20 protein-coding genes and 1 tRNA gene are annotated in these 25,991 nt (G+C 37.9%); 6 read left to right on the top strand and 15 right to left on the bottom strand.

The genetic code is table 11. The features are described 5' to 3' along the window. Positions 1-16: 16 nt before the first annotated feature. Both FCJ93_RS00470 and licT read right to left on the bottom strand, forming a co-directional pair. Positions 17-1,873, bottom strand: a complete 1,857-nt coding sequence (locus tag FCJ93_RS00470; RefSeq protein WP_095311177.1) for a beta-glucoside-specific PTS transporter subunit IIABC — start codon at positions 1,871-1,873, stop codon at positions 17-19. 171 nt (positions 1,874-2,044) lie between these two features. Then, positions 2,045-2,887, bottom strand: a complete 843-nt coding sequence (gene licT / locus FCJ93_RS00465) for a BglG family transcription antiterminator LicT (RefSeq protein WP_095311179.1) — start codon at positions 2,885-2,887, stop codon at positions 2,045-2,047. Positions 2,888-3,318: 431 nt separating this feature from the next. On the opposite strand from licT, the gene FCJ93_RS00460 reads away from it, so the two are divergent. After that, positions 3,319-4,419 (top strand): metallophosphoesterase, encoded by a 1,101-nt coding sequence (locus tag FCJ93_RS00460; protein WP_137742715.1) that lies wholly within the window; start codon positions 3,319-3,321, stop codon positions 4,417-4,419. 151 nt (positions 4,420-4,570) lie between these two features. On the opposite strand, the gene FCJ93_RS00455 is transcribed toward FCJ93_RS00460, so the two are convergent. From FCJ93_RS00455 to FCJ93_RS00425, 7 genes are all read right to left on the bottom strand, one after another. After that, positions 4,571-5,245, bottom strand: coding sequence for a formate dehydrogenase subunit gamma (locus tag FCJ93_RS00455; protein ID WP_137742714.1), 675 nt, complete (start codon positions 5,243-5,245; stop codon positions 4,571-4,573). Then, a complete protein-coding gene (locus FCJ93_RS00450; protein ID WP_137742713.1) occupies positions 5,235-6,044 on the bottom strand; it encodes a 4Fe-4S dicluster domain-containing protein in 810 nt (269 codons plus the stop codon). Before FCJ93_RS00450 ends, FCJ93_RS00455 begins: the two co-directional genes overlap by 11 nt. Before the next feature lie 16 nt (positions 6,045-6,060). Further along, entirely contained in the window at positions 6,061-7,233 is a 1,173-nt protein-coding gene (locus FCJ93_RS00445; RefSeq protein ID WP_137742712.1) for an aminotransferase class V-fold PLP-dependent enzyme, read from the bottom strand. Next, the gene (locus tag FCJ93_RS00440) at positions 7,233-8,096 is read right to left on the bottom strand and encodes a formate dehydrogenase accessory protein FdhE (protein ID WP_137742711.1); all 864 of its coding nucleotides are present in this window, start codon (positions 8,094-8,096) and stop codon (positions 7,233-7,235) included. The genes FCJ93_RS00445 and FCJ93_RS00440 overlap by 1 nt, the downstream gene beginning before the upstream one ends. A 21-nt stretch (positions 8,097-8,117) precedes the next feature. Next, complete coding sequence (gene fdnG / locus FCJ93_RS00435; protein WP_137742710.1) at positions 8,118-11,132, bottom strand: formate dehydrogenase-N subunit alpha; 3,015 nt, start codon at positions 11,130-11,132, stop codon at positions 8,118-8,120. Between the two features lie 392 nt (positions 11,133-11,524). Next, positions 11,525-13,093: a hypothetical protein gene (locus FCJ93_RS00430; RefSeq protein ID WP_137742709.1), complete on the bottom strand. Its 1,569-nt coding sequence runs from the start codon at positions 13,091-13,093 to the stop codon at positions 11,525-11,527. A 253-nt stretch (positions 13,094-13,346) separates the two neighbouring features. Further along, complete coding sequence (locus FCJ93_RS00425; RefSeq protein ID WP_095311197.1) at positions 13,347-13,925, bottom strand: TetR/AcrR family transcriptional regulator; 579 nt, start codon at positions 13,923-13,925, stop codon at positions 13,347-13,349. A 179-nt stretch (positions 13,926-14,104) separates the two neighbouring features. Between FCJ93_RS00425 and FCJ93_RS00420 the strand changes: the two genes are divergently transcribed. Further along, the gene (locus FCJ93_RS00420) at positions 14,105-14,863 is read left to right on the top strand and encodes an SDR family oxidoreductase (RefSeq protein ID WP_137742708.1); all 759 of its coding nucleotides are present in this window, start codon (positions 14,105-14,107) and stop codon (positions 14,861-14,863) included. Positions 14,864-15,129: 266 nt separating this feature from the next. Here FCJ93_RS00420 and FCJ93_RS00415 read toward each other — a convergent pair whose 3' ends face one another. Beyond that, positions 15,130-15,567, bottom strand: coding sequence for a hypothetical protein (locus FCJ93_RS00415; protein WP_408014787.1), 438 nt, complete (start codon positions 15,565-15,567; stop codon positions 15,130-15,132). Positions 15,568-15,927: 360 nt separating this feature from the next. On the opposite strand from FCJ93_RS00415, the gene FCJ93_RS00410 reads away from it, so the two are divergent. Both FCJ93_RS00410 and FCJ93_RS00405 read left to right on the top strand, forming a co-directional pair. Continuing rightward, positions 15,928-16,230, top strand: coding sequence for a DUF378 domain-containing protein (locus tag FCJ93_RS00410; RefSeq protein WP_095311203.1), 303 nt, complete (start codon positions 15,928-15,930; stop codon positions 16,228-16,230). Positions 16,231-16,373: 143 nt separating this feature from the next. After that, a complete protein-coding gene (locus FCJ93_RS00405; RefSeq protein ID WP_095311205.1) occupies positions 16,374-16,547 on the top strand; it encodes an asparagine synthase in 174 nt (57 codons plus the stop codon). 194 nt (positions 16,548-16,741) lie between these two features. On the opposite strand, the gene FCJ93_RS00400 is transcribed toward FCJ93_RS00405, so the two are convergent. From FCJ93_RS00400 to ahpC, 3 genes are all read right to left on the bottom strand, one after another. Then, complete coding sequence (locus FCJ93_RS00400; RefSeq protein WP_095311208.1) at positions 16,742-19,426, bottom strand: sensor domain-containing protein; 2,685 nt, start codon at positions 19,424-19,426, stop codon at positions 16,742-16,744. 474 nt (positions 19,427-19,900) lie between these two features. Next, the gene (gene ahpF / locus FCJ93_RS00395) at positions 19,901-21,433 is read right to left on the bottom strand and encodes an alkyl hydroperoxide reductase subunit F (RefSeq protein WP_137742707.1); all 1,533 of its coding nucleotides are present in this window, start codon (positions 21,431-21,433) and stop codon (positions 19,901-19,903) included. An 11-nt stretch (positions 21,434-21,444) separates the two neighbouring features. Next, the gene (gene ahpC, locus FCJ93_RS00390) at positions 21,445-22,008 is read right to left on the bottom strand and encodes an alkyl hydroperoxide reductase subunit C (protein WP_137742706.1); all 564 of its coding nucleotides are present in this window, start codon (positions 22,006-22,008) and stop codon (positions 21,445-21,447) included. Between the two features lie 436 nt (positions 22,009-22,444). On the opposite strand from ahpC, the gene FCJ93_RS00385 reads away from it, so the two are divergent. Further along, positions 22,445-24,142, top strand: a complete 1,698-nt coding sequence (locus FCJ93_RS00385; RefSeq protein ID WP_095310134.1) for a M3 family oligoendopeptidase — start codon at positions 22,445-22,447, stop codon at positions 24,140-24,142. Positions 24,143-24,362: 220 nt separating this feature from the next. Here the strand turns inward: FCJ93_RS00385 and FCJ93_RS25205 are convergent, their stop codons facing one another. Both FCJ93_RS25205 and FCJ93_RS00375 read right to left on the bottom strand, forming a co-directional pair. Beyond that, positions 24,363-24,752, bottom strand: coding sequence for a DUF5661 family protein (locus FCJ93_RS25205; RefSeq protein ID WP_170943576.1), 390 nt, complete (start codon positions 24,750-24,752; stop codon positions 24,363-24,365). Between the two features lie 728 nt (positions 24,753-25,480). Beyond that, positions 25,481-25,553, bottom strand: a tRNA-Val gene (locus tag FCJ93_RS00375). Positions 25,554-25,725: 172 nt separating this feature from the next. On the opposite strand from FCJ93_RS00375, the gene FCJ93_RS00370 reads away from it, so the two are divergent. Further along, positions 25,726-25,947, top strand: a complete 222-nt coding sequence (locus FCJ93_RS00370) for a hypothetical protein (protein WP_095310132.1) — start codon at positions 25,726-25,728, stop codon at positions 25,945-25,947. The last annotated feature ends 44 nt before the right edge of the window (positions 25,948-25,991 follow it).

The following is a 25,991-nucleotide window of genomic DNA, read 5'->3' as shown; positions in this document are numbered from 1 at the left end:
CAGCGGTCCTCATTGCTTACAAAACAACTGCGGTCAACAATACATCTTGCTTCTTAACCGATTGTTGCTCGGTTTCTATGACATCTGTATAATCATTTGAATTCGTAATAATAACAGGAGTGGTCACATCATAGCCAGCTTCCTTGATTTTCTCTAGATCAAATTCAATCAAAAGTTGACCTTGCTCAACATCATCATCTTGGTTGACATGTGTTTTAAAGAATTCTCCCTCTAGTTTGACAGTATCAAGGCCGATATGAATTAAGATTTCAGTATTAAGATCTGAAGTTAGACCTATTGCATGTCCTGTGTGAAACAGGGTTGTTACTTTCCCTGAAACTGGAGAGAAAACTTTTCCATCCTCTGGCAAGATAGCAATGCCTTTGCCCATCGCTTCAGTAGAGAAGACAGGATCATTTACTTGGTTAAGTGGAACAATTTGTCCAGTCATTGGAGAAAGAATTGTTGAGCGTTCAACGGGCTTCGTTTTTTTCGGTTCTTCTTTTGGTGAAGGCTCTTCTGTCCCTTCTTCATCAAAACCTAAAATATAAGTTAATGCAGCAGTTACAGTAAATGCGATCGTAATACTAATAATGTAATACACAAACGTTCCTGTCATAAATGCAGGGAGAGTAGTTAACGCAGGGAAAACATATGCCATTACCGTTGTATTCATTGCCCCTGCAAAACCTCCACCAAGCATTCCCCCAATTACTGCCGCGATCATAGGACGCTTGTATTTAACCGATAAACCATACACAATCGGCTCGGTGATACCAGCAAGAATAGCAGGCATTAACACTGATATCGCTGTTGATTTTAGCTTTTTATCTTTTGCTTTCAAGAATACACCAAATGCAACACCAGCTTGGGCAAACGTTGCATTCGCAACCGGTGGGCGAATCGTATCAAAACCGGTTGTACTAAGGTTGTTAAGCATTGCTGGTACAATCCCCCAGTGAATACCAAACATAACAAGGAATGTCCAGCCGGCTCCTATGACAGCACCTGTCACCATACCACTAGTGCCACTCAAGTAAGAGATCGCATCACCAATCCAGTTCCCAAGGAATACACCTACAGGACCGATCACACCGGCTGTGAGTGGGACCATAATTAGAAGTGATAACATTGGGACCGCAAACATTTTGATTAAATTAGGAATGTAACGATTCAAGAAACGCTCTAAATATGAAAATGCCCAAATCGCTAAAATAGCAGGGATGACGGTTCCGCTATAACCCATTAGAACGATAGGAAGTTTCGCAAATTCAACGACATCACCAACTTCACTCATTAGACCCGTAAACTTTGGTTCAAGTAGAGCCGCCATAATCGCAAATGACACAAATTGGTTTGTGCCAAATGCCTTCGCTGCTGAAAAAGCGAGCACAAGTGGGAAAAAGTAAAATACTGCGTTAGAAGCTGCACTTAATATCAAATACGTACTGCCTTCTTCAGACATCCCGAAATAGGTTGTCATGATTACCAGCAGAGCTTTCAGCATACCTGAACCTGCCAGTAATGGGACTATCGGGGTAAAGATACTTGACATGATATTAAACATGCGGGCAATTGGATTGCCTTTCTTTTCATCTGTTGCTTTCTCTGAAGATGCTACTTCAATTTTGTACATGCTCTTAATCGTTTCAAAAACATCCGCAACATGATTGCCGATTACAACCTGAAATTGACCGTTGCTTTCGACAACCGTGATAACACCATCGGTATTTTGCAATTCCTTTTTATTGAACTTGCTTGCGTCTTTAAGTTTAAAACGTAGGCGTGTCATACAGTGATATAAGCTTTGTACATTTTCTTCTCCACCTACACCATCGATAATTGACTTAGCCAGATTTTTATAATCTGCCATTGTAGTTTTCCTCCTATCTGTCATCTTTCTTAGTTTTTCAATAAAAAAACCTGAAATGAATACAGAGTCCACAGCTTGCGACCGTTGTTGATCGCTGCTGTTTCCTTCTCTGTTTCATTTCAGGTAATGCCTTTTACAGTAACACCCTGAATAATTAAGTTGTTTGTATCGTTATCCTTCGTTTCGGCTCGTTACACGGTTTATATGAAGGACTAGATAGACCATTTCTGCTTTTGAAAGAGAAACCCCATAACCATTTGCCACATATTTTTCAATCTTCTTGATACATTCAAAAGCTTTTTTATACTTATGCTGAACTTGCTCGTATAAATAGTCATCATCCTGATGTCCGGTATCACCGGAAAGTATTCGTTGTGCAAAAAATTTAAGATGGGTGACAAGTCTTCCATAATTCCAGGAATCCTCATCGAACTCAATTCCAAAGTGGTATTTTATAATTCCGAGAATATCTTGAACGAATTGAGTAATTTTCACCGTCCTGTTGACTTCCTCCCCTTCCATTTGTGCATTGGCAAAATGAAAGGCGATAAACCCCGCTTCATCCTCACTGAATTCGACACCGACTTTAGCCTTGATAATCTCGAGTGCTTTCAGGCCAATCTCAAATTCTGTCTTGTACAATTTCCTCGCTTCCCATAGCAATACGTTATGGATATCTAGGCCATCCTTATATCGTGAAACAGCATAGTAAATATGGTCTGTCAAAGCCAAGAAAAGATAGTCACCTATTGGCGTTTTGATTTTTGTCCTTGCATACTTAATAATTTCTTCGGCAATCTCAGCGTACACAACCGGAACTTCTTTTAGCAGATTTGCCATTTTCAATGAAAGGTTCTGGGATTGAAGGGTAAACACCTTGCTGATCTTCGACTCATCAATAATATCTCCCGGCTTACGATTAAAGGCTATCCCATTTCCGAAAACAACAACTTCCTGGTGGTTTTCGTTTTTGGCCAGTACAACATTATTGTTCAGTGTTCTCTTAAGAATCACAGCACCATCCCCCCTTTTCATTTCAACATTGCACTTGATTCTAAAAAATTTACCCTTTTAATTTGGACAAAATAACCTATTTTTATGTTCCCACCACAAATCAAGAATAAAATAAAAAACCCGAATCTGCATGCAAGAAAAAATGTTCCCTTGCTTGTTTGCAAATTCAGGTTATGCCTTCTTCAGTAACACCCTGATAATCATTAAATTATAAGTGAAGCGCTTACTTATGTCATTATTTTAATATATGATGAAACTCTTGTCAAATATATTTTAGATCGCTCTTAATTCGTCCAATAAAAATGGGTCACGTTTGCTTTCCTGATTAGAAAAAAAGAACTTTGCCGAGAGAAAATATGAAGAATAGCTATTAATATACTTGACTACCATTGTCTTGTTATACTAATTAAAAAAGGAGTTTGCTAATACATATGTTCATTCTTATTTTGCTCATCGCCATGCTGTTGTATGGCGCGATTGTCTACTATATCGGTTGGGTAGGCTATCGTTGGATTCGACCAGAATCATCAAGCCGGCGCTTTAAAGCGCTTTATATTATCATCGTTGGATTGACAGCAAGTTCATTTATTGTCGGCCGCATGTCTGGACTCACATTTGTAAATATTGTTGGCGCATATTGGATGGCTTGCTTGTATATGTTAATACTTTTAGTTCCACTTGCCCATATTACGGTTATCCTATTACGATTCACCCCATTACCAAAGAAGAGAACGCAAAAATGGGCTGGTTATGTTACGCTTGGCCTACTCATATCTTTTTTAGGATATGGCAGCTTTAACGCGTACAGCCCTGTTGTTAACAGCTATGAGATTACAGTCGAAAAAGGTTCTTCCTCACTTGATAATCTGACAATTGCAATGGCAGCTGATACTCATTTCGGTCTGCTCTCCGGAAAAGATCACGCAGAGCGGTTTGTCAAAGAAATAAATGCACTTCATCCAGATTTAGTCCTTCTACCAGGTGACATTTTTGATGATGATATCCAGCCATTTCTTGATCAGAAGATTGATCAAATCTTAAGGAAACTCGAAGCACCTTATGGTGTCTATGCTTCACTCGGTAATCACGACAAACATGATGGCATGATGCAAGAGCTTATCGATGCGTTGGAAGGCAGTGGAATTCATGTGCTATATGATGATGCAGTGAATATTGAAGATCAATTGACCATTATCGGTCGAAAAGACAAAACGGATACCAACAGGCTTTCTTTAAATGCCCTAATGAATGATGTCGATCTTACAAAACCAACCATTTTACTTGATCATCAGCCATATGAGCTTGATATTGCCGAGCAGGAAGGCATTGATTTAATGGTGTCCGGTCATACACACGGAGGGCAGGTCTTTCCCGGAAATCTAATTACGAATGCGATGTATGAAAATGACTGGGGCCATTTGCAAAAGGAGCAGATGCACTCGATCGTCACAAGCGGCTTTGGTTTCTGGGGGCCTCCTATTCGGATTGGGACACGTTCTGAAATCGTCAATATTCAAGTAAAATTTGAATAAAATTTTGTATTAATGCTTTCGCAAAAAACTATTCTCTGCCAATTTCAAACAAAAATAAGCAATGAATGATGATTGTTCAACTAGAGAATTAATTCACTTATCCAAAAATCAGGAGCTTGTGTATTGACACACAAGCCCTTTTTTGAGTTCCCTATCCAAGCTTGCGTTCTTCTTTATCTTCTTCCTTCAATTCATCATACCAACGGCCATGATGCTCCTCCGCATACTTCTCTGTCACATCCCCTTTAAAAATTCCATTTAATGATGGTTTTGCTAGCTTTACAGACATATAAATATGAGCAATAGCAACAGCTGCTGAAAGTCCTAAGCCGACATTATGGACTGGATATGCCCACAACACAAAACCTTGAGGGAAATATTGAGGGAACCACATTACAATACCAGAGCCAATTAGCATAATCGCTGTCACAATCATTAACCAAGAGTTAATTTTTTCTCCCCCGTTAAAAAAGTCTTGCTTCGGCGTCTTAGCCTTCAAACCAAAAAATTCTTTAGGAAATTGGATTAAAAACTGAATATCATGTTTTTTCCATGAAAATATATTTTTGCTCCACCTTCTTAACCCTTGGCGGTCAAAGAAAATTAAAATCGGGAGCGGCAGCATAAATGTCACTGCTGCAATACGGTGCACTAAACGGGCGCCAGCTGGACCACCGAACACAGGGTAAAGCCAATCGAAAAATTCAGTGTACATTGGCAGGGCAGAAATATAGAGTATAAAAAATGAGCCTGCATTTACCCAGTGTGAGATAATAAAACCTTTATTAAAGCGTTTTACCATTCTCGGATTGCCTCTATTGCTCATGATCCTCTCCTCCTTCTGCTCCTCCTTTTTCTTTTTTCATCGCATGGGTGATAATGGAGCCGACAACCGCCATTGTAGTTGCTCCTAACATCATTTTTCCTGCTGGTTGAACGACATCTTTCCAGATTGCTAGACTCGTAGGAACTTTTGGACTTTCAGGCAGGCCAAACGTTGAAGGATGATCAGTCAAAACATACATCATTGTTGTCCCTCCAACACCATTAGACTGATCGACCCCATAAAGCTGTGCATTCGGGTAATCCTTCTTAAGCGCCTCTAACCTTTTTTCTGCTATCGCTGTCATTTCTTCTCTTGTCCCATACAAAATTGCATCCGCAGTACAGGTTTGTGCACAAGACGGCACCATCCCATTTGCAATTCTATCCTCGCACAAATCACACTTGGTGCTCTTATTTGTTGTTTTATCAATTTTGGGAACGCCAAATGGGCAGTTGGTTGCACAATATCCACAACCGACACATTTATCATAATCAAAGGAAACGACACCGTTATCTAATTTTGTTAATGCATCCTCCGGACATGCCTTCGCGCATGCAGGGTCGCCGCAATGCATACACTGGAACTTAAGAAAATCCCAGCGGAATTGGCCATTTTCATATGTTTCTTTCATTTTTATTAAATTATAAGTTGTTGGACTTAAATCACTATGGGACTGAAATTCTCCCTCAAATGGCGTAGGATCTGCTGGGAGGTTTTTCCATTGTTTACATGCAACCATACAAGCTCTACAAGCGGTACATTTCGAGATATCATGCAGCATTGCTATTTCCTGTGCCATACATTCACTCCTTTCCTTAATACCAACCTACTTTTGTTGACGTTATATTTTTTATCGCCTTTAGGAATTCTTTTAATTCTAATTTAGTCGTAAAAAAACCTGGACTGACTCGTATTGTTCCTTCTCCATCATCACCGTATGTGCCGATTGTTTTATGTGCTGACGGAGCACAGTGAAGACCCGTTCTCACATATATTCCATAATTTTGATTAAGCATATGTCCGATATCCTCAGGATCCCAGCCTTTGATTGTAAAAGATAGAACGGCTACTCTCGCTTCATCGGGTGAAGGCCCGTACAGGATAACTTCCTCGTTATAAGATAGCTTTTCCCAAAGATAACGTAAATGGGCGAGTTCTGTATCCGCAATGGTCTCTATACCAGTATTTTCAATAAAGGTTAGCCCTTCTCCAAGGGACAGTATTCCTGGAATATTATGTGTTCCAGCCTCGAAGGCTTCCGGCCAATTAACAGGCTGTGATTCAGATTTAGAGTCAAAGCCTGTTCCTCCTTCTCTCCATGCTTTCAAGCCTTCAATACGAGAGCCAATCACAAGTCCTCCTGTCCCTTGCAGCGCAAATAATCCTTTATGTCCTGCAAAAACAAGCATATCGATATGCTGCTTTTCCAGATGCAGAGGTAAAACACCAGCTGTTTGAGCGGCATCAACTAATAGAAAAGCACCGCGCTTCCGTACCTCTTTCCCAATTTCTTCAATCGGTTGAATTGCCCCTGTCACATTTGACGCATGACTGACAACAACCAACCGTGTTTTTTCATTTATTTTTTCATATAAAGCTTTCGTATTGAGATATCCTTTCTTATCACAAGGAATAATATCTAAAACAATTTTTCCTTGTGATTCAAGGCCACGGAGCGGACGCAGGACAGAATTGTGCTCCATGCTCGAGATGATGACATGGTCACCATCTCGAACAAATCCCTTTATTGCCATATTTAAAGCATCTGTTGCACTATAAGTAAATACAACGCGAAAATCCTCTAGAACGCCAAAAAACTTGGCTAACTGCTTTCTTATCACAACAATCTCATCGTTTGCTTTTGCTGAAATTTCATGCATGCCTCGACCAGGTGTTCCAACGCCACGCGAAATCGTTTCAAATACTCTTTCTAAAGAATGAGGCGGTTTTGGAAATGATGTAGCTGCATTATCTAAGTAAGCTTTCATTATATGTTTATTAAGTGAGTACCCATTTTTACATACCCACGCTCCTTAAGTAATAAATCGAGATGTAAAGTCATCCAATCAAGAAGTGCAGCCTCTTCCTCTCCTTTATTGGTATAGACTTTGATATAACTGTTGCAGCTATTGCATACATCAACACGTATATCCTCTTCCTCATTTATTTCCATAATGCGCAGCAAATTCGGATCTTCATTTTTACAATAAGGGCACCCCATTCTTTTATAGAGCCATTGTGACCTACAGCATCCACAAATTAAATGTCTTTTTCTCCCTTTATTGCTTCGTTTTAATTGAGCCATATTAGGAAGTGCCCCACAAGTAGGACAGTACTCTCTATTCCATGATTGCTGCCTTTCCCATTGTTGTAGCTCTGATAGATGTGGCTGTAAAACATAAGAAAGTGCCGTCCAGCCTAGAAACCAAATGATCCCTTCATTCAATTGATGCTTTTCAATGATTTCACCGAGAGTTTGATAGTCTTCATTCATTAAAGAATGAATAACAGCTCTTATAAAAGCTTCATCCTGCTCCATCACTTTGCCTAAACTCGAACAACTGGCTCGAAACGGCTCAGGTACCTCTTTGTAGTCTGCCAATGATGTTAAAGCCTTCAACGCTTGACAAGCTTGTTCAAAAATTGGAACAGTTACATGTTCACACTTTAAAACGGGTATCCCTCTATTAAATTCATCCTTCGCCGCATCTAAATTTTTCATTTTCTCCACCTTAAATGGTACTTGGTCAAGAATCGTTTCAATGACTTCATGAAAACGGGCGATATCCTCTAAAAATGGCCGATCTTGCAACCATTTTTCTTTAAGTGTAAGTTGTTTCGTCATAGTCATATTGAGTCCCCTATTGCTTTATTAAGCTTTCTTAATGTTAACAAGACAAGCTTTTGTTTCTTGAATCCATGTGTTTGGATCACCTGCATCTATCGTTAATAGATTTGTACTAGCAGCCGTACTTAAACCTTTATAGCCCCAGTTGTAAGGCATCCAAACCACCGTAACTTCCTCACCATTGATCTGCAACGGTTGAATGCGATGTGTCACCATCACTTTTACCTCAATTTCACCACGTGCTGAGCTAACTGCCACACGGTCACCATTCTTAACACTTAATTTATCAGCTAACTTCACCGGCATTTCGATATAAGTCTCTTTCACCAATTCATTCAGCCAAGGTACATTTCTTGTCACTGAACCTGCACACCAATGTTCTGCAATACTTGAAGTGCAAAGGACATATGGGAAATCTTCTTTCTTCCCAATTGGTTGTTTCGCTTCTATCCTTGGATATTTTAAGCAAGGGTTGATAGCGACATTAGGATGAAGAATATTTGTTGTCGGACTTTCCACTGGCTCGTAAAATTCCGGAAGCGGACCATCTGCTGGAACGCTTGAAACATCACGTGGCAAAGGCTCATAAGTAACATCCGGATCATGATAAGTATTGGCAATGAGGCGGCCAACACCTTCCCCTGTCATTCTGAACGGCTTGCGTCCTCCTGGTTGATCTGGTCCATCATTGATATTTCCAACGTCTGGTATATCATATCCCGTCCATCTTCCTTCAGCAGCATCCCACCAAATGTATTTATTTTTTTCGTCAAAAGGCTTTCCATTTATGTCAGCCGAAGCTCTGTTGTAAATGATCTTAATATTTCCAGGCCAGCACCACTTAAATTCAGGAAACACACCTAACCCACTTGGATCGCTATTTCCAGTACGCATAGAATGATTTCCTTCTTCTGTATATACACCTGCGTATAACCAGTTACCCGAGCTTGTTGAGCCATCATCTTTTAAGGCGCTAATTCCCGTTGCTAGTTTGCCTGTTTTTAAATCATAGCCATTAATCTCTTTTAATACTGCATCTGCCATACTCGTATTTTCTTTTGGGTATTCCCATGTCATTCTCTTAAATATTTCATCTTTTGGATCAGTAGAATTTTTATATAAATCTCTCATTTTTGTATAAATTAAATCGAATATTTCGAGATCGCTTTTTGCTTTACCGACCGGTTTGATTCCCGTATATCGCCATTGAACAAGACGACCAGAGTTCGTTAATGTCCCCTCTTTTTCCAGGAAGGAAGCAGCAGGGAGGAAAATAACCTCTGTTTTTATTTCAGAAGGATCAACACCTGGTTTTTCCCAGAAACTTGCTGTTTCTGTCATAAATAGATCATTGACAACAAGCATATCTAGTTTACAGAATCCTTCGTGTACGAGATTCAAGTTAGGACTTGTCACCATCGGGTTTTGCCCAACGATATACATAAATTTCATCGTGTTATCTAACGCTGTTTCAAAGATTCTATAAATTGAATAGTTTTTGTTGGCATCCTTTTTCGGCAGCCAACCATAACCAAAGTCATTATCAGGCGTTGCATTTTCACCGAACCATGCTTTTAGAAGGTTAACAAAGAATCTCCTTCTAAATGTGCCGTTTTTCTTTGTCCAATCTTCCAATGTAGGTTGATTCGAGTTCGGCCAGTTAAAATACCCAGGAGCATAATTAAAAAGTAAGGCAAAGTCTGTTGAACCTTGAACATTCGGTTCACCGCGCAAAGCATTAATGCCCGTTCCCGGCTTCCCAACATTTCCTAAAAGTAATTGCAGCACTCCAAATGAACGAATATTTTGAACACCTACCGTATGCTGCGTCATTCCTAAAGCATACATAATGGTACCTGGTCCAGCATTCACATATGTATCCGCTATCAACTTGATCGTTTCAACGGGAATGCCGGTAATATCTGAAGCTACTTGAAAAGTGTAGCGACTATAAAATTTCTTTAATTTAGTAAATCCACATTGCGGATCATCAAGGCTCGTGCCGATGATTGGTGTTCCTTCCTCATTAAGCTGATAAGACCATGAGTCTGTTGCATATTTTTTTTCTTCCTCATCATAGCCAGAGAATACCCCATTATCGAACGAGAAATCTTCGTTCGTATAATACAATGCATTTGTATGAGTTCTTACAAATTCCTCATTGTATAATTTATTCTCCAAAATATAGTTAATAATGGCACCTAAAAAAGCAATATCCGTTCCTGGGCGAATTTGTGCATAAATATCTGCTATTTTTGAAGTTCTCGTATAACGAGGATCGACATGAATAACCTTCGCACCATTTTCCTTTGCCCTCATAATCCATTTCATGGACATGGAATGGTTTTCAGCGGCATTACTGCCTTCAATTAAAATAACTTTAGCATTTTTTAAATCGATCCAATGATTTGTCATCGCGCCGCGACCAAACGAAGCCGACAAACTGCCGACTGTTGGACTGTGTCATAATCGGGCTTGATGCTCGATATAGGTAACACCTAATGCACGGGCCATTTTTGCTAACAAATAACACTCTTCATTATTATTTTGTGCTCCACCTACGATGCTGATCGCTTCAGTTCGATTAGCCGGATAATCCTTCCCGTCTTCGCTGTCCTTAGTTATCCAATTTTCATCGCGAACTTCCTTCATCTTTTTCGTCACTTTATCAATCGCTTCATCCCAGCTAATCTCTTGCCATTTATCACTCCCAGGAGCACGATATAATGGGGTTTTAACACGTTGGTCAGAGTTGGGCACAACTGACATGGATGCTCCCTTACTACAAAGAGAGCCTTCATTAATGACATGATCAGGGTCACCCTCTAAATTGATTAATTTCTCATCTTTCACATGGCAAATCATTCCACAACCAACTGAACAAAACGTACAGACAGATGTAAATTCTTTAGAATCTTCCAATTTAAACTCTTTTGTCGAAGCCTTTATCTTCTTTACATCAAATCCAAGCTCTGTTATCGCCAAGCCTACCCCAAGTACACCGGAAAGCTTCACGAATTCCCTTCGATTTATCTTCATCCCTTAACCTCCCCAGCGTGAACGTTCTTTTTCAATGTCATGAGCAAACATTCCTCCCTATGAAAAGCTTTATATGTCTTTTTAGACATATATAAATCGCTTTCATTTTTACAGAATATAAAAAAGTATTCTATAACATATGTCACAGTAGACATATATGGAGGAAAGGCTCTTATTTTTTGAGATGATCGAAAGAACTATACAAAAGGCGAATAATTTCATATTTAAGACAAATTAACTGGTTTAAATTCCGAACAATCAAAAAAATAATAAAATTTTTATTCGCAAATAAACGATAAACTGTTTAAATGTCGGTACAAAATAATTTTACGGTTGCAACCGTATAAAATTACAAATTTAATGTAATTGTGACCATTTTTTGAAATTTACCTTTACTCCGTTAACCACTTGTAGATTTCTAGTAACGTTTTTTCCATATTGCTGTGTCCACCCAAATAAAAAAGCGGTGTTCCTTTTTTGTTCATCTCTTTCATCACTTTCTTATAAAATGCATGTGATAACACTGCTGTATTAATAAAAACCGCATCAACTCTTTTTATCTTGGAGATATCTCTTGTAATTTCATCCGTTTCAAACAATTCAACAGAAGGTAACCATTCCTTTAATTTTTGTTGCCAATTAAGAGAACCGCCAATTATGACAATATTCATAGATTTTATATACTCAATCATCGTTCTAAGAGAGGGAGCTTTCTCTTCCACATTTTCTTCTGTTCTCTCCACTTTATAAGCATATTTTCTAAGTGCAAACACCTCTTCAGAATAATCTTCCATATTCTCAATTTGCTGCTCTAATTGCCGAATCATAGAATTTTTTAACCGAAGTTCCTCTGTAAGTCCCTCAACCTCTCGCTGCAATTGCTGATTTTTCAGCTTCCATTCCCTTTCCTTCCTAGAAAGTTCAGCTTCTTGCTCTTTAATGCGCGACTCTTTTGCCTTTAACCCCAAATAGTACTCTCTTTTCGATTGTTCTAAATACATTTGCTTTGTTTCGTGGTAAAGTGAAACAAGACATTTTTGATAAAGACATGTAATCAGAAACAAATCTTGATCGTCATTTGTTATATAATGATATTTTTGCGCATACAAAAGCTCCAAAAAAACAGTATCTAATTCCATTTTGGAGAAGGGGATTTGATTAAGCGCATCCATTTCGTGAATCTGAAGCGTCTTCAGCCACCCTCCAACTGCTCCTATATACCGGGTTGGCGAAACTTCAAATACTTTTTTCTCAGCATCTTCAACGCCTATTTTTGGGTTAGCTTCCTGAATTTTTTTTAATCGGACTGAAATAAGATAGTCTAAAAAAGTGCCGATCGTATCGAAACGAATATTGCGCGGAATCTCGTATTCTCCATATAGCCTCTCTATAGCTTTCTTGTTCTCAGCCAAACTTTTTTTGGAAAACATGACTTTTTGAATTTTCACTTCATTGAAGGTGGCCAATAAAACATTCTGAAAAGACTGCCAAGCAACATTTTCCGTATTAAATGGTTTCCTGTATTGTTTACAGAGGTACCAAAGAACGATATTTTGATAAATCAGATCTATTTCTTTAACTACTTTTATCTTTTTCCTCTTAGCGTAGCTTCTCATGAAATGTTCAAAATCAATTCGTTTATTCAAATGAAAATATTGATAGACAAATTTATATCCTTTTTTAATCAATTTTTCAATTTGTGCAAATTGTTGTGATCTATTGCTCCATTCTAAAATCGCTGCTACTTGTCTAATCTTCTCTTCACTCTTCGTCGAATACATGGAGAATAGCGTATTTCCTTTTAAAGCACTCGTTTGGAATACTTCATAATACTCCCATTCTCTCTCCCTGTAACAGCTGTCAATGTATGGATGCAAATAAGAATTCCCGCCCAGTGCGATACTTAAATAAATATGTAGAATATTTTCGTCAAGCTCAAGATCTTGCGCTTGAAATAACACAACAAGTAACCTCCTTCTAATTTTATTTGTGTTGAACCATTCATCACGAATCAGAAAGATTCTAATGGATCTTTACAGATGCGACTATGATTTTTGTTATATTTCATTATGTTTTATTGAATTTTATAGAAAAAATCAATGAAACAGACACAATTTTGTCACAATTTTCTTTCGCAAAAAGAAACAGGAACGAGCGAAAATCGTTCCTGTTTCTAAAATTAGTTCCTTTCTAACAAGTTTCATAATCTTGATATCATTCTTTTTCATTACGTCTGTTTCCATAAATCTTCAGGATGTTCACCAAATGAATGTTCATTTCATCTGCTGTTTCTTGAAAATCACGACGGTACCACTCAATAACTAATCCTATTATGGCATTGGCTGAAAAGGAATATAAATAATCGCTAGGCTCTCCAAAATAGACAACATTTCTATCTTCAATGCAAATAGCTCTAATTTCGTCAAAAAACATGTAATAATACGCTGTCGAGACTTCTTTAGAAAAAATAATTCTATAAAAATCTTCATATTTTTTGATGTGATGAAAGATACGAACCGTTTTTGGATCTAACTTTTCCACCTCAAGAAACTCTGTATGACGATAGGGTTCGTGATAAGATTCCCTCAAATCGAACATAACTTCTTCAAACAATTCCTTAAATACATCCCCTATTTCTCGGTAATGAAAATAAAATGTACCTCGATTGATATTTGCTTCTCTACAGAGTTCAGTAACTTTTATTTGTGCTAAAGGTTTTTTCTTCAATAGATTCGTTAATACTAGATGTACGTTATGCTTTGTTTTTAAGATGCGCAAATCATGTTTATTCAAATAACCATCTCCCCGTTTTCGAACATATTTTATAATTTTGTTCAATATTGGTCAGTTTGTCTCTTATTGTATATTGAAATTGATTCCCATTTAATACTATGATTTTATTGAACAAATGTACAATAATTGATTACGGGGAGTTGTTGTACATTTCATTAATGTCAAGGGGGATTTTGATTATGAGATTGAAAGACAAAGTAGCTATTATTACAGGTGCAGCTTCAGGGATGGGCAAAGCAATTGCTGAATTGTATGCAAAAGAAGGTGCCAAAGTCGTTGTTTCAGACTATAATTTTGAAGGGGCTCAGGCAGTAGCAGAAGCCATTAACAATGACGGGGGCGTTGCCATTGCAAATCGCACTAATGTTGCAGAATTAGCCGATCTTGAAAATCTATTCATTGAAACAAAAGAAGCATTTGGGAAGCTTGACATCTTAGTGAATAATGCAGGCATTATGGATGGAATGGAGCCGGTCGGAGAGGTTACGGATGAGAAATGGGAGCGCGTCTTTGCGGTGAACACAACTGGTGTCATGCGAGCAATGCGAATTGCAACAAACATCTTTTTAGAGCAAGGTCATGGCGTCATCGTCAATAATATTTCAGCAGGCGGACTCCGCGGTGCTCGTGCCGGTGCAGCCTATACTGCATCCAAACATGCTGTAACCGGATTAACCAAAAACACTGCCTACATGTATGCGCAATCTGGCATCCGCTGTAACGGCATCGCTCCTGGCGGGGTCGAAACGAACATCGGTTCAACAATGACCAACATTTCAGAGTTTGGCATGGGACGCCAAATGACCGGTAGTGGAACAATGCCACGTGTTGGACAACCAATGGAGATTGCGCAGCTTGCCCTCTTCCTAGGCTCAGACGAATCAAGCTTCGTAAACGGACAAGTTATTGCCGCTGACGCAGGCTGGACAGCATACTAATGATGAACAATCCACCCCTGAAAATGACTTCAAGGGTGGATTTATAATACGCAATATACCCATACTATTAATAAATTAATTAATTGCTGATATATCTTTCAAAGTTTCTTCCACTCATCCTCATCAATAAAGCTCTGCATTTCGCAGAAATCCTTTCGATCAGTAGTGCCCTCCTCCGTTTTGACGCATGGCTCTAGTTTTTTAACATTTCTAGGTGAAAATATGCTTTTTATAAACAGAATAATGCTCTTTTCAAATTTTTTTCATTAGAAACAAGTAAACGATTGAATTTGCTGTAAACTTATTCCGAAGTAAACCCAGTTAAATCCAGTCCAACGCCAACCTGCGACAGAGTTTCGACCAACAAAGATTGGGAAAAACCAAAATTGCTGAAAACCTCTTAGCCATACGTAAGTAAACCTAAATAAACAACCCCTTATGCCACCCGGATCAACAGCAAATGCTTCTATTTGTTGTGTTTGTGCAGGAACAAATGATGGCGGTGGTGATGTTGGTGGTCCTCCTGCTTGACTTTGACCAGGAGAGCTAAATGGTGGTTGGAATCCAGGTGGTCCAGAAGGTATCCCTATTGAAGGAAATAATTGGCCAAACAGTCTTTCATTAACGTCTTCGTTATAATAGTAAGGATTCTGGTGATGATGTGAAGATAAATCAGCTTCCCCATTATAAGGAGGATGATACATATTTACTTGACTTGGATACATAAAATACACTCCTAACTTTAGTTAGTTCACACCATCCTATTCTTTGGTCATTAACCTAGTTACTTGTTTTCTAGGAAATGTGTCTTTACCCAAAAAAATAGCTTGTCTCGGATTAACTTTACAAAAATTGAGACAATAAACCACTTTGTCCTTCAAAGTTCTGCTGAACAGTAATCTCATCTCTAATGCAAATCCCTACTACCCAATCCTTTTTTCGAACTTCACTTTAAATTAATTGGAGACAATCAATAAAAATCCCCGAAACAGCTAGTATAAAAACGAATATCTGTACAAATGTTATTACTGTAATCAAATTCATATTTAAAGGAGTTTTTATTTATGAAAATCATTCAACGCATCGCACTGACATTAATTATTATCGGAGCGATTAACTGGGGCCTCATTGGATTTTTTCAATTTGACCTAGTAGCAGCTATATTTGGTGGTCAAGAAGCATTTTTGTCCAGATTAATTTACGGTCTTGTTGGATTGAGTGGATTAATTTGCTTAAGTCTTTTATTTTCGCCGATGAATGAAGAAGTTGAGCGAAACGATGATAGACGACAAACAAATAGAAATCCTAATTATGCAACTGAGTTTGGCGAAGATGCAGATTTATCGAAATTGAAGGATGATGAATAAACTGCTCTAAATGAGGTGAGTGGACAATTGCCCATTCTTTTACACTTTTTATCATAATATTGAATGATAATTATTAGAATTACGGTAATAATATAAATCGGTGTTAATACACCAAGTTAACTTCGATGTGGAGGGGTTTTATTTTGAATATTCGTGAAGGTATGATCCCAACTGTATTAGGTGCCGCAGTTACTGCTACTGGTTACGCTTTAAAACAAAAACGCGGTTCTAATAAAATGATCGCAAATACCGTATTCGGTTTTGGTTTAGCCCACATTGTACTAGGAACAATCGACCTGGTTGAACATCGTCGTTAGCAAGGAGGAGAGCATGTAACGTGCTCTCCTTTCTCATTATTAAATTTTATTGGGAAACCGTATAAAGTAGATTACATCATTTCCATATATCCCCTATCGTGCGGTGTTGGATTTTTTTACCACACACCCCTGTTTCTTCATCCTTTATACTCCGAAAAACGCCATCATTTCAATGAAAAAGCGTACACAGCCTTTTAGTCAGCAGGAGGCTTGAAATGATCTAAAAGTTTCCTCCCCTTCACAGTTTCATTGTTTAAAAAAAGAAACAGATCTTCTTTTGATAATGGATAACTGATGAAATATCCTTGTACTTCATCGGAATTCATTTTTATAATTGCTGCTAACTCTTCCTTTGTCTCAATTCCTTCACAAACTACCTTGATGTTTAAATCATGTGCGAGATTGATCATTGCAGCCGTAATTGCCGCATTCTCCTTTGCACCCGGTAAACCTGTTATAAATGAACGGTCAATTTTAAGTACATCAACTGATAATCTTTTCAAATAGGAGATTGACGAATTGCCTGTGCCAAAGTCATCAATTGATAAACATACGCCTTGGGCACGTAAACTTTTTAAAACATTTGATATTTCTTGGTCATCATTTATAAGCATACTCTCAGTCACTTCAAGTTCCAAAGAACTAGGAGGCAACTGATATTGTTGGAGCATGGAACTTATCGTTTGGTCAAAGTGTGAATGGTATAATTGCCTCACTGAAACATTGACAGAGACTTTTAAATGTTTCATCCCAGACAAATGAAGATGTTTCAAAGTTCGCAAAGACTCCGAAAGTACCCACTCTCCCAAAGGGACGATGTCCCCAGTTTCCTCTGCTATCTTGATAAATTCGCTTGGATTCACTAAACCTAATTCGGGGTTATCCCATCTTATTAAAGATTCAAATGTAGAAGTTCTCCCTGTTTGAACATCCATTCTAGGTTGATACATCAGATAAAAGGCTTTATTCTTAAGAGAACTTTCTAAGCTAGTCTGCAAAATAAACTTTCTTTTTTCTTTTTCGCTTAAATTTGACTCAAAAATTTTAAAATGATCCTTACCACTTGATTTTACAAAATACATTGCTTTATCCGCTTTGCTAATCAGATCATTTATTTCCGTGCCGTGAGTAGGAAATGCACTAATTCCGATGCTCGCTGTCGTACGAAACAATTTATTACCAATGATAAAACCTGCTTTAAAGGAATCCATAATCCCTTTTGCAATTTTTGTAGTAATTTCTAGATCTGGGATATTAGGGATGATGACAACAAACTCATCTCCCCCCACTCGAGCAAGGGTATCTTCAGCTCGAATGCTAGTAAGTATCCGTTTCCCCGCTTCTATAATTAGTTCATCTCCATAAACATGACCTAAATTATCATTAACAAATTTCAAACGATCGAGGTCAATATATAAAATACCCATCATAAGAGAATTATTTTTCGCTTCTTCAAGATGTAATGTCATTAGCTCCAAAAGTCTTCTTCGATTTGGTAATCCTGTTAAATGATCCTGATAAGCTAACTTTTCAATAGTTTTGACATGTTCTTTTTGTTCCGTTACATCTTTAGCGATGCAAAAGACACCTTCTACTTCCGACTTCACAGTGATTGGCATGACGGTTATATCTAAATCAACAAAGTGTCCTTGCTTATGAATGACTTGGAGTTGAACCCTTTTAGGTTCTCCCAGCAATACTTGCACAAATAAACGCTTTGCTGCTTCCGTGTACTCTGGTGAAACGACGTTGATGGCATTTTGGTGTACAATCTCTTCTTTGGTGTAACCAAATGTGCTTAAACCCATCTCATTAATTGATAAAACATTGCCCTCCAGATCAAGTAAAACAACCGTGTCTAAATTATTTTCAAAAAGGGATTTATATTGAATTTCTGAACGTTCTAATCGATCTTCCTCATTGAGTCTTTTTGTCATGTCTTGCATCGTTCCAACAACCATGGTGGCTTGACCTTTATCATCTAGCATGGATTGTGATACGGTATATACCGTGCTTATTGTACCGTCTTTTCTAAGAACCCGGAACACATTCGTAATAGAGCGCCCCTTTAGTTCCTGTTCCTTACTAATTAACAGTACCTCCCGGTCATCGGGATGAACTTTTGATAGCAATAATTCAAAACTTGCTTCCTCATGCTCTGGAATTTCAAGCAGTTCGTAAATGGGGGTGCTCCAAATAAGCTCATCACGAAGAATATCGTATTCCCAATAAAAAATTCCGGCCGTTTTCTGCGCCTGAGTTAGAGCCTTTTCACGTTTCTCCAATTCAATTAGCATAAAATGTTTCTCAGTTCTATTTATTACATTTCCAATAATAACATTTATACCATTAAACACTTCTAGTGAAGGATACAACTCTAAATATAGCTCAGTCCCATCTTTTCTTCGAGCCTTTATTTGGTAATTGGCTACAACATCTTTTCCTTTAAGTCTATCTTTCATGTTTTTAGAAACTATATCGTGAAATTCAACTTCTATGAGATCATTTAGAGCAATTTTCCCTTCATAAAATTCTTCTCTGGAATAGCCAAATAACTCTGCAAAGGCAGGACTAATATACAAGAACCCTTTATCACTTATAATATAAGCAGCTATAGTAGATTTTTCCAAGGTCAGTTTATATTTCTGTATTTCCATTTGGGAAGCAATGTATTTCTGACGTTCTTTCCTTATGTAATTCAAAAATAATAATAATAGTGGTATCAATAAAATCAATAGGATTCCATTAAGGATAAAAGAGGGAACTTGAAGGGGATCGAAAAATCTGTGAATAATAAGTTGGTCTAAAAGAATAAATAATACAACCAATAAGACAAAAAAAGTTACTAACCCTAATGAATAAAATACGGTATATCTCACCTGCCAACCTCCACATTTTTACGAAATAAATCGATCCAAAAAACTCTCGTTTCAAGTAATTATTCATTTATTATTACCAGCATATCGATTCCTTATGAGTTTCTCAAAACCTGTTTCTTTGGATATCATGAAACATCGAGTGATTACATTAAAATAAACAGCCAATCATAAATGATCTCTTGAAGGGATGAATTACAAAGAAAATCACTTTGAAAACAGGCAATATATACTAAAGTTAAAATAATCAGAAATCAGGATATACATGTTGGAAAGTATGCGAAAGCTGACTTCAGTTTCTTTTTCATATATTGACATTGTTAATATAACGATTTCTGGCTCATTTCGTATGAAACCTTAATTTCACACGAAATGAGCCAAAAATCAACACCGAAACATAACGAAGAAAAAGCTGAGATCAAAAAGTCATTTTAAACAACTTTTTGACACAGCTTTCATCTCACCACTTCTACCAACTTAATTTCGAATTAAGTAATCAAAGGCACCTAATGCTGCCGTTGCACCGGAACCCATTGAAATAATGATTTGTTTATAGGCACTGTCGGTACAGTCTCCTGCTGCAAAGACGCCAGGTACCGTCGTTGAACCGCGCTTGTCGACGATAATTTCACCGAGACGATTGCGCTCAATGATGCCGTCCAACCATTCTGTATTCGGTACAAGACCGATTTGAACGAAGACTCCTTCTAATTCAATATGGTGAATTTCTTCTGTTGCCCGATCCTTATACGAAATCCCATTTACTTTGTCAGTACCTGTAATTTCTGTCGTTTGAGCGTTCTTGATCACCGTTACGTTTGCTAAACTGGTTAATCGCTCTTGAAGGACGGAGTCCGCCTTTAGTTCTGGAGCAAATTCAATCACTGTGACATGCTTCACAATACCGGCCAAATCAATGGCAGCTTCAATTCCAGAATTACCGCCACCGATAACGGCTACACGTTTTCCTTCGAATAATGGACCGTCACAGTGAGGGCAGTAGGCTACCCCTTTATTTTTGAACTCTAACTCGCCCGGAACGCCAACATTGCGCCAACGCGCACCTGTTGAAAGTATGACCGTTTTACTCTTTAACACGGCCCCATTTTCAAGTTCAACCTCAACTAGATCCTTTTTCTCTAAACGCTTTGCACGCTGGAGGTTCATAACATCAATATTTTCATACTGTTTTACATGCTCCTCAAGGCTTGCTGCAAGCTTAGGACCCTCTGTGTACTTAACGCTAATGAAGTTTTCAATTCCGAGTGTATCCATAATTTGACCGCCGAAACGCTCCGCGACAATCCCCGTACGAATCCCTTTACGTGCTGCATATACAGCGGCACTAGCACCAGCAGGTCCCCCTCCAACGACAAGGACATCATAGGGTTCCTTGTCAGTAAGTTCTGAAGCATCTGGATCACTGCCTATTTTCGCCAAAATTTCCTCCAGGGTCATACGCCCGCTGCCAAACGGTTCACCATTAAGGAAAACCGTAGGAACAGCCATAATGTCTTTTTTCTCCACTTCTTCCTTAAAAGCAGCACCATCAATCATGGTGTGACTGATTCCAGGATGAAGAATGCTCATCACGTTCAGAGCCTGAACAACATCAGGACAGTTATGGCAAGTCAAGCTTATATAGGATTCAAAGTGAAACTCACCTTCAATCTTCTTCACTTGCTCGATGACTTTCGGATCCACTTTTGGAGCACGTCCACTTACTTGAAGAAGAGCGAGAACGAGTGAAGTGAATTCATGTCCAAGGGGAACTCCGGCAAATGTAATGCCTGTATCCTCCCCGATGCGATTCACACTGAAGCTAGGTGTTCGCTCTAAAGTTGTCTTCTCTACTTTAATGTGGGAAGACATTGATGATATTTCATCTACTAAAGCAAGCATATCGTGGGATACTTGGTCATCTCCAGCACTCACTTTAAGAAGAATGTCACCCTCCATCATCTGAAGATATTGAGCTAACTGTGCTTTAATATCTGCTTCTAATAACATGATATTACTCCTTAAATTTTCCCTACAAGATCAAGACTTGGCTTCAGTGTTTCTCCGCCTTCTTGCCATTTTGCCGGGCAAACTTCGCCTGGATTGTTGCGTACATATTGTGCCGCTTTAATTTTGTTTACCAATGTGCTTGCATCACGTCCGATGCCGTCAGCGTTGATCTCAACAGCTTGAACAATACCATCTGGATCAATGATGAAAGTGCCGCGTTGAGCAAGTCCTGCTTCTTCATCCAAAACTTCAAAGTTACGAGTGAGTTTTTGTGAAGGGTCACCAATCATAATATACTCAATTTTGCTAATTGCTTCTGAATGATCATGCCAAGCTTTATGTGTGAAATGAGTATCTGTAGAAACGGAGTATACTTCAACTCCAAGTTCCTTTAATGTAGCATATTCATTTTGCAGATCTTCAAGCTCAGTTGGGCAAACAAATGTGAAATCCGCAGGGTAAAAACAAACGACACTCCATTTCCCTTTGAAATTTTCATCACTTACAGTGATAAAATCTCCATTGTGATACGCTTGTGCTGTGAATGGTAATACTTCTTTTCCGATTAAAGACATTTTAAAAATTCCTCCCAAAAATTTATGTAATAAAATTTTATAAAATTTTATTTATAATAAATATTATATAATAGTTATTACATGTCAAGATCACGTGTGTTATTTCACAATATCGTCACAAATATTACACTTTTTTACGTTGAAAGTAAAGTAGATAGTTCCCCTTAAAGTAAGGTTCCGCTCCCTTAGAATTGTTGCACAATTTTCTCAAATATATTCAAGCACCAAATTCCATATTGGTCTCCACACTTGAAAAGTCCCCCCCATCTTTTTTCCTCCAACGATTCTCCCGCCATCAGTTGATTTTCTTCCCATTTGTGATAGTCCGCAAAAGCTATTGGGCCAATTAATTTAAAAAACGATTCTTAGACCTAATATTCAATAATATGATAATATTAATTTTAAGAAAATTTAAAAAGGCGAGGGAGAGGAATTCATGACAAAAGAAGTAAGTCATTCTTATTATAAAGAATTAATAGATTTACAAGATGTAAAAGAGGTAGAAGCTCAAATTCAAAGCTTACTTGACATCCCCATTACATCTGTTACTGACCTAGAAAAGTGGTTAAAAGAAGAACGAAAGTTCATGATAAAAATCGAAGAGGCGATGACAGGTCACCAAGTCGATTTTTATAGGAATACAGAGGATGAGAGCATTAAGTCAATCTATCTGCACGATCAGCAGGTCGTCCAACCACTCTTAATGAAATATGAAGCTAAACTAAATGAAAAATTATGTGAGTCGCCCTATTTTCATCAATTAGATGAAACTCGTTATGGTCTCATGCGACGTGTTCGTGAGTCTAAAATTAAACTGTTCAGAGAAGAAAATATTCCATTAAAAGTGAAAGAACAAGAGCTTTCTACCAAGTACAGTGAAATTATGGGAGGATTAACAGTTGAATGGGAAGGAGAGGAAAAACCTTTTCCATTTATCCAAGCCCAGCTTGATCATCTAGATCGAGCCGTGCGAGAAAAAGCTTATAAAAAGATGGGAACTGCCTTTCGTCAAATTAAGCCTGAAATGGACGCCCTCATGGATGAACTCATTCAATTACGCCATCAAATCGCTTTAAATTCTGGCTTTGAAAATTATCGAGATTATATGTTTGTCGCTAAAAATCGGGAGTATAGTGTCCAAGATTGTTATGAATTTCATGAAAATGTAGAGAAACATATTATCCCAGCTTGGAATCGACTCGCAGCTATTTTTAAATCCAAGCTCGGTGTCGATACATATCGCCCATGGGACAATTCGGCTAAATTGATGAAGAAGCCACCGTATTCCGAAGTGTCTGCGCTTATGGATGGTGTCACGGAAATGTTAGGAAAAACTGACCCCTATTTTGCAGACCGATTCAATCACATGAGAGAGAACGGGTTGCTAGATCTTGGAGAGCGGAAAGGAAAAAGCCCAGGCGGTTTCTGCACCTTCTTACCCGTTTCAGGGGATACCTTTGTTTTTGCGAACTTCAGTCCTTCCTTTTTCTCTTTGATCGCATTAATTCATGAAATGGGCCATGCGGTAAATGGCTACCTTGAGTTTTCTGAACACGGTCCTATTGAACGCTACCAACTCCGCTCGGAAGTTGCTGAATTGTATTCTCATGGAATGGAGTTATTGTTACTGGATAAGCTGGATCGTTTTTATCCAGATGAGGAAGATTTCAAAAGTGCGCAGCGGGAAGAGCTGAGAAGGGCATTTACGATGTTATTCGGCCCATTGTCAGGGGATCTTTTCCAGCATTGGATGTATACAAATCCTAACCACACTGCCAAGGAGCGGGATGAAAAATACTACGAAATCTCGAAACGCTATGGTTTAAATCCTGTTGATACTTCTGGACTTGAGGAAGAAGTTGGGATGAGCTGGGCAGGAACCATTCATTATTTCCAATACCCTTTCTATAATATTGAATACTCCATGTCAATGCTTGGTGCACTCCAATTACTTGAAAATTATCGGAGCAATCCAGAGCGGACTGTTGAAGCTTTTAAAAAAGGGGCAGGTGCTGATTATAATCAATCCATCGCAGCAATTTATGAAGAAACAGGCGTCAGTTTTGATTTTTCTGAACCAGCCGTTAAACGGATGGGTGAATTCTTAGAAAAAATTATCCAAGATATTGATTAATAGAGGTTAAGCACAGGAAGCCGACAAAGGCACAACTAGTTGATATTATCTAGTTGTGCTGTGTTGCTTTACTTGGCAAAATATTTGTCTGTTTACATTCTACTCTCTGTTCAACTAATGTAAAGTTACTTCGATAAATTCCACAAGCGCAGTCACAATTCGTTTTACGGATTAACGGGTGCTTAAATCTTTCAATGCAAATACAAACTATTCAATTAAGTCATTTATTCCAATAAGCTTTAGCTTCATCTTCAAGTACCTTTAATCTTTTGTAATAATCAGGGAACTCATTAAGATGTGCCAAAGCAATTTTTCCAGTAATAATTGGATCATCGCCTGTAACATTGGTCTGGCTCGATATTTTCCCATGTTCTAGCTCTGTATTTACTCCCATCCAAAACTCATCTAAATCAAACTTGCTTTTATTAAAATCAATACCTAAAAGTACAGCGATTGCTGCTGCTTCATCTTTGGAAAATGATTTTACCCGAGTTGTATAGCGATTATTTCTATAACAGTTTGGACTTGCAGTGGTTGGATATAGATATGGCATAGCATAGTGGTAACGGTTAATGAAGCGGTTCAAATTCGGACTATTATAGTTGTACAAAACATATCTCTCCTAATAAAGATAGTTATCAACAATATACGTTAGTTCCCTTTTTTTGAGCATGTCTAGCTGTGTAAAGTACATTTTTTGAAAAGCTCTCTTATCTATAAGGTATTTTACTAACGGGGACGACAACCTAACTCTCTTATTAACATAACTTTTTGAATAACTTTGAAAATATTAGACTACAATCTATTATTTACTACATTTTAGAGCATGATTACTTTTCTGTTGTATTATTTATGATGTACATTGAAAGCAAAGTAAAATTTTAATTTGCCAAAAGAAACGAATTTTGTTTTAGGAGCAGTTATCGTAGCTATGGTTAATCTTTCGTGAAATTTTATTATCAGATTTATAGAGATTATGAAAGAACCAGGGTAAATGCAATTTCTCGAATATAAAGAAAAAAAAAGCACTTACCGAAAAGTGTTCAACACTCGTTTATAGGGTCTTATATTGCTCCATTGTTTCTCAAATTTGAAATTATTTGCGGATTGTCATTTTCAACTTTCTACTTAATTCAACAAAAAGAGATGGTTTCCTTCAATATAAACATTTATGAGTTTTTACTCTCGTGCCAGGCATTCCAACATAATCATATTCGTATTGAAATTTTGAAATGGGTTAGCAAATCCAAAATTTCGTCTCAATGTGCGTACCAGGATGAAAAACAAAAAAAGGCTGAAACCCTTGATATATCAAGAATTCCAGCCTTTTGATTATGATGACCTGTGAGGGACTTGAACCCCCGACCCCCACCCTGTCAAGGTGATGCTCTCCCAGCTGAGCTAACAGATCATTTGATGAAGTATAGATATTATTATACTTGTCTAAAATAATTTGTCAATATGGTTTATTTCAACAAAAAGAGAACACACATTCTCCTTCCCCTTGCATAAAGAACATAAGTTCGCATATAATAAAAACATAAAGTCGCATTTAGCACTTAAACAGAAAGTGGTGTTTCTCCATGAGTAAGTTACTAACAAAATCTCTAGAAGAGCAAATTCCTGTTGAAATGATTTATATTTCCTCTTCGAATCAAATTACGCAGCGGAAAATAATTGTGAAAGAAATCAACGGTTCGATGGTTCGAGCATATTGCTTTATGCGTAGGCAAACAAGGTTATTTAAAATTGAGCAGATTTTATCATTAATGCCAGTTAGAACCTTTCATAAAGAAATCAGTTAAGACAAAAAAGGAAGCTCTCCCATGAGAACTTCCTTTTTGGTTTA

Source organism: Robertmurraya siralis (assembly GCF_005502275.1).
Classification (GTDB): domain Bacteria; phylum Bacillota; class Bacilli; order Bacillales; family Cytobacillaceae; genus Robertmurraya; species Robertmurraya siralis.
The sequence above is the reverse complement of the archived record's forward strand: the minus strand, read 5'-3'. Positions and strand labels throughout refer to the sequence as shown.

Coding starts and splice junctions, on each gene's coding strand:
- FCJ93_RS00445 (WP_137742712.1), bottom strand. CDS start 7,233: ATGAAAGCTTACTTAGATAATGCAGCTACATCATTTCCAAAACCGCCT.
- FCJ93_RS00385 (WP_095310134.1), top strand. CDS start 22,445: ATGACAAAAGAAGTAAGTCATTCTTATTATAAAGAATTAATAGATTTA.
- ahpF (WP_137742707.1), bottom strand. CDS start 21,433: ATGTTATTAGAAGCAGATATTAAAGCACAGTTAGCTCAATATCTTCAG.
- FCJ93_RS00410 (WP_095311203.1), top strand. CDS start 15,928: ATGAAAATCATTCAACGCATCGCACTGACATTAATTATTATCGGAGCG.
- FCJ93_RS00370 (WP_095310132.1), top strand. CDS start 25,726: ATGAGTAAGTTACTAACAAAATCTCTAGAAGAGCAAATTCCTGTTGAA.
- FCJ93_RS00470 (WP_095311177.1), bottom strand. CDS start 1,873: ATGGCAGATTATAAAAATCTGGCTAAGTCAATTATCGATGGTGTAGGT.
- ahpC (WP_137742706.1), bottom strand. CDS start 22,008: ATGTCTTTAATCGGAAAAGAAGTATTACCATTCACAGCACAAGCGTAT.
- FCJ93_RS00450 (WP_137742713.1), bottom strand. CDS start 6,044: ATGGCACAGGAAATAGCAATGCTGCATGATATCTCGAAATGTACCGCT.
- FCJ93_RS00415 (WP_408014787.1), bottom strand. CDS start 15,567: ATGTATCATCCTCCTTATAATGGGGAAGCTGATTTATCTTCACATCAT.
- FCJ93_RS00420 (WP_137742708.1), top strand. CDS start 14,105: ATGAGATTGAAAGACAAAGTAGCTATTATTACAGGTGCAGCTTCAGGG.
- FCJ93_RS00455 (WP_137742714.1), bottom strand. CDS start 5,245: ATGAGCAATAGAGGCAATCCGAGAATGGTAAAACGCTTTAATAAAGGT.
- FCJ93_RS00440 (WP_137742711.1), bottom strand. CDS start 8,096: ATGACTATGACGAAACAACTTACACTTAAAGAAAAATGGTTGCAAGAT.
- FCJ93_RS00460 (WP_137742715.1), top strand. CDS start 3,319: ATGTTCATTCTTATTTTGCTCATCGCCATGCTGTTGTATGGCGCGATT.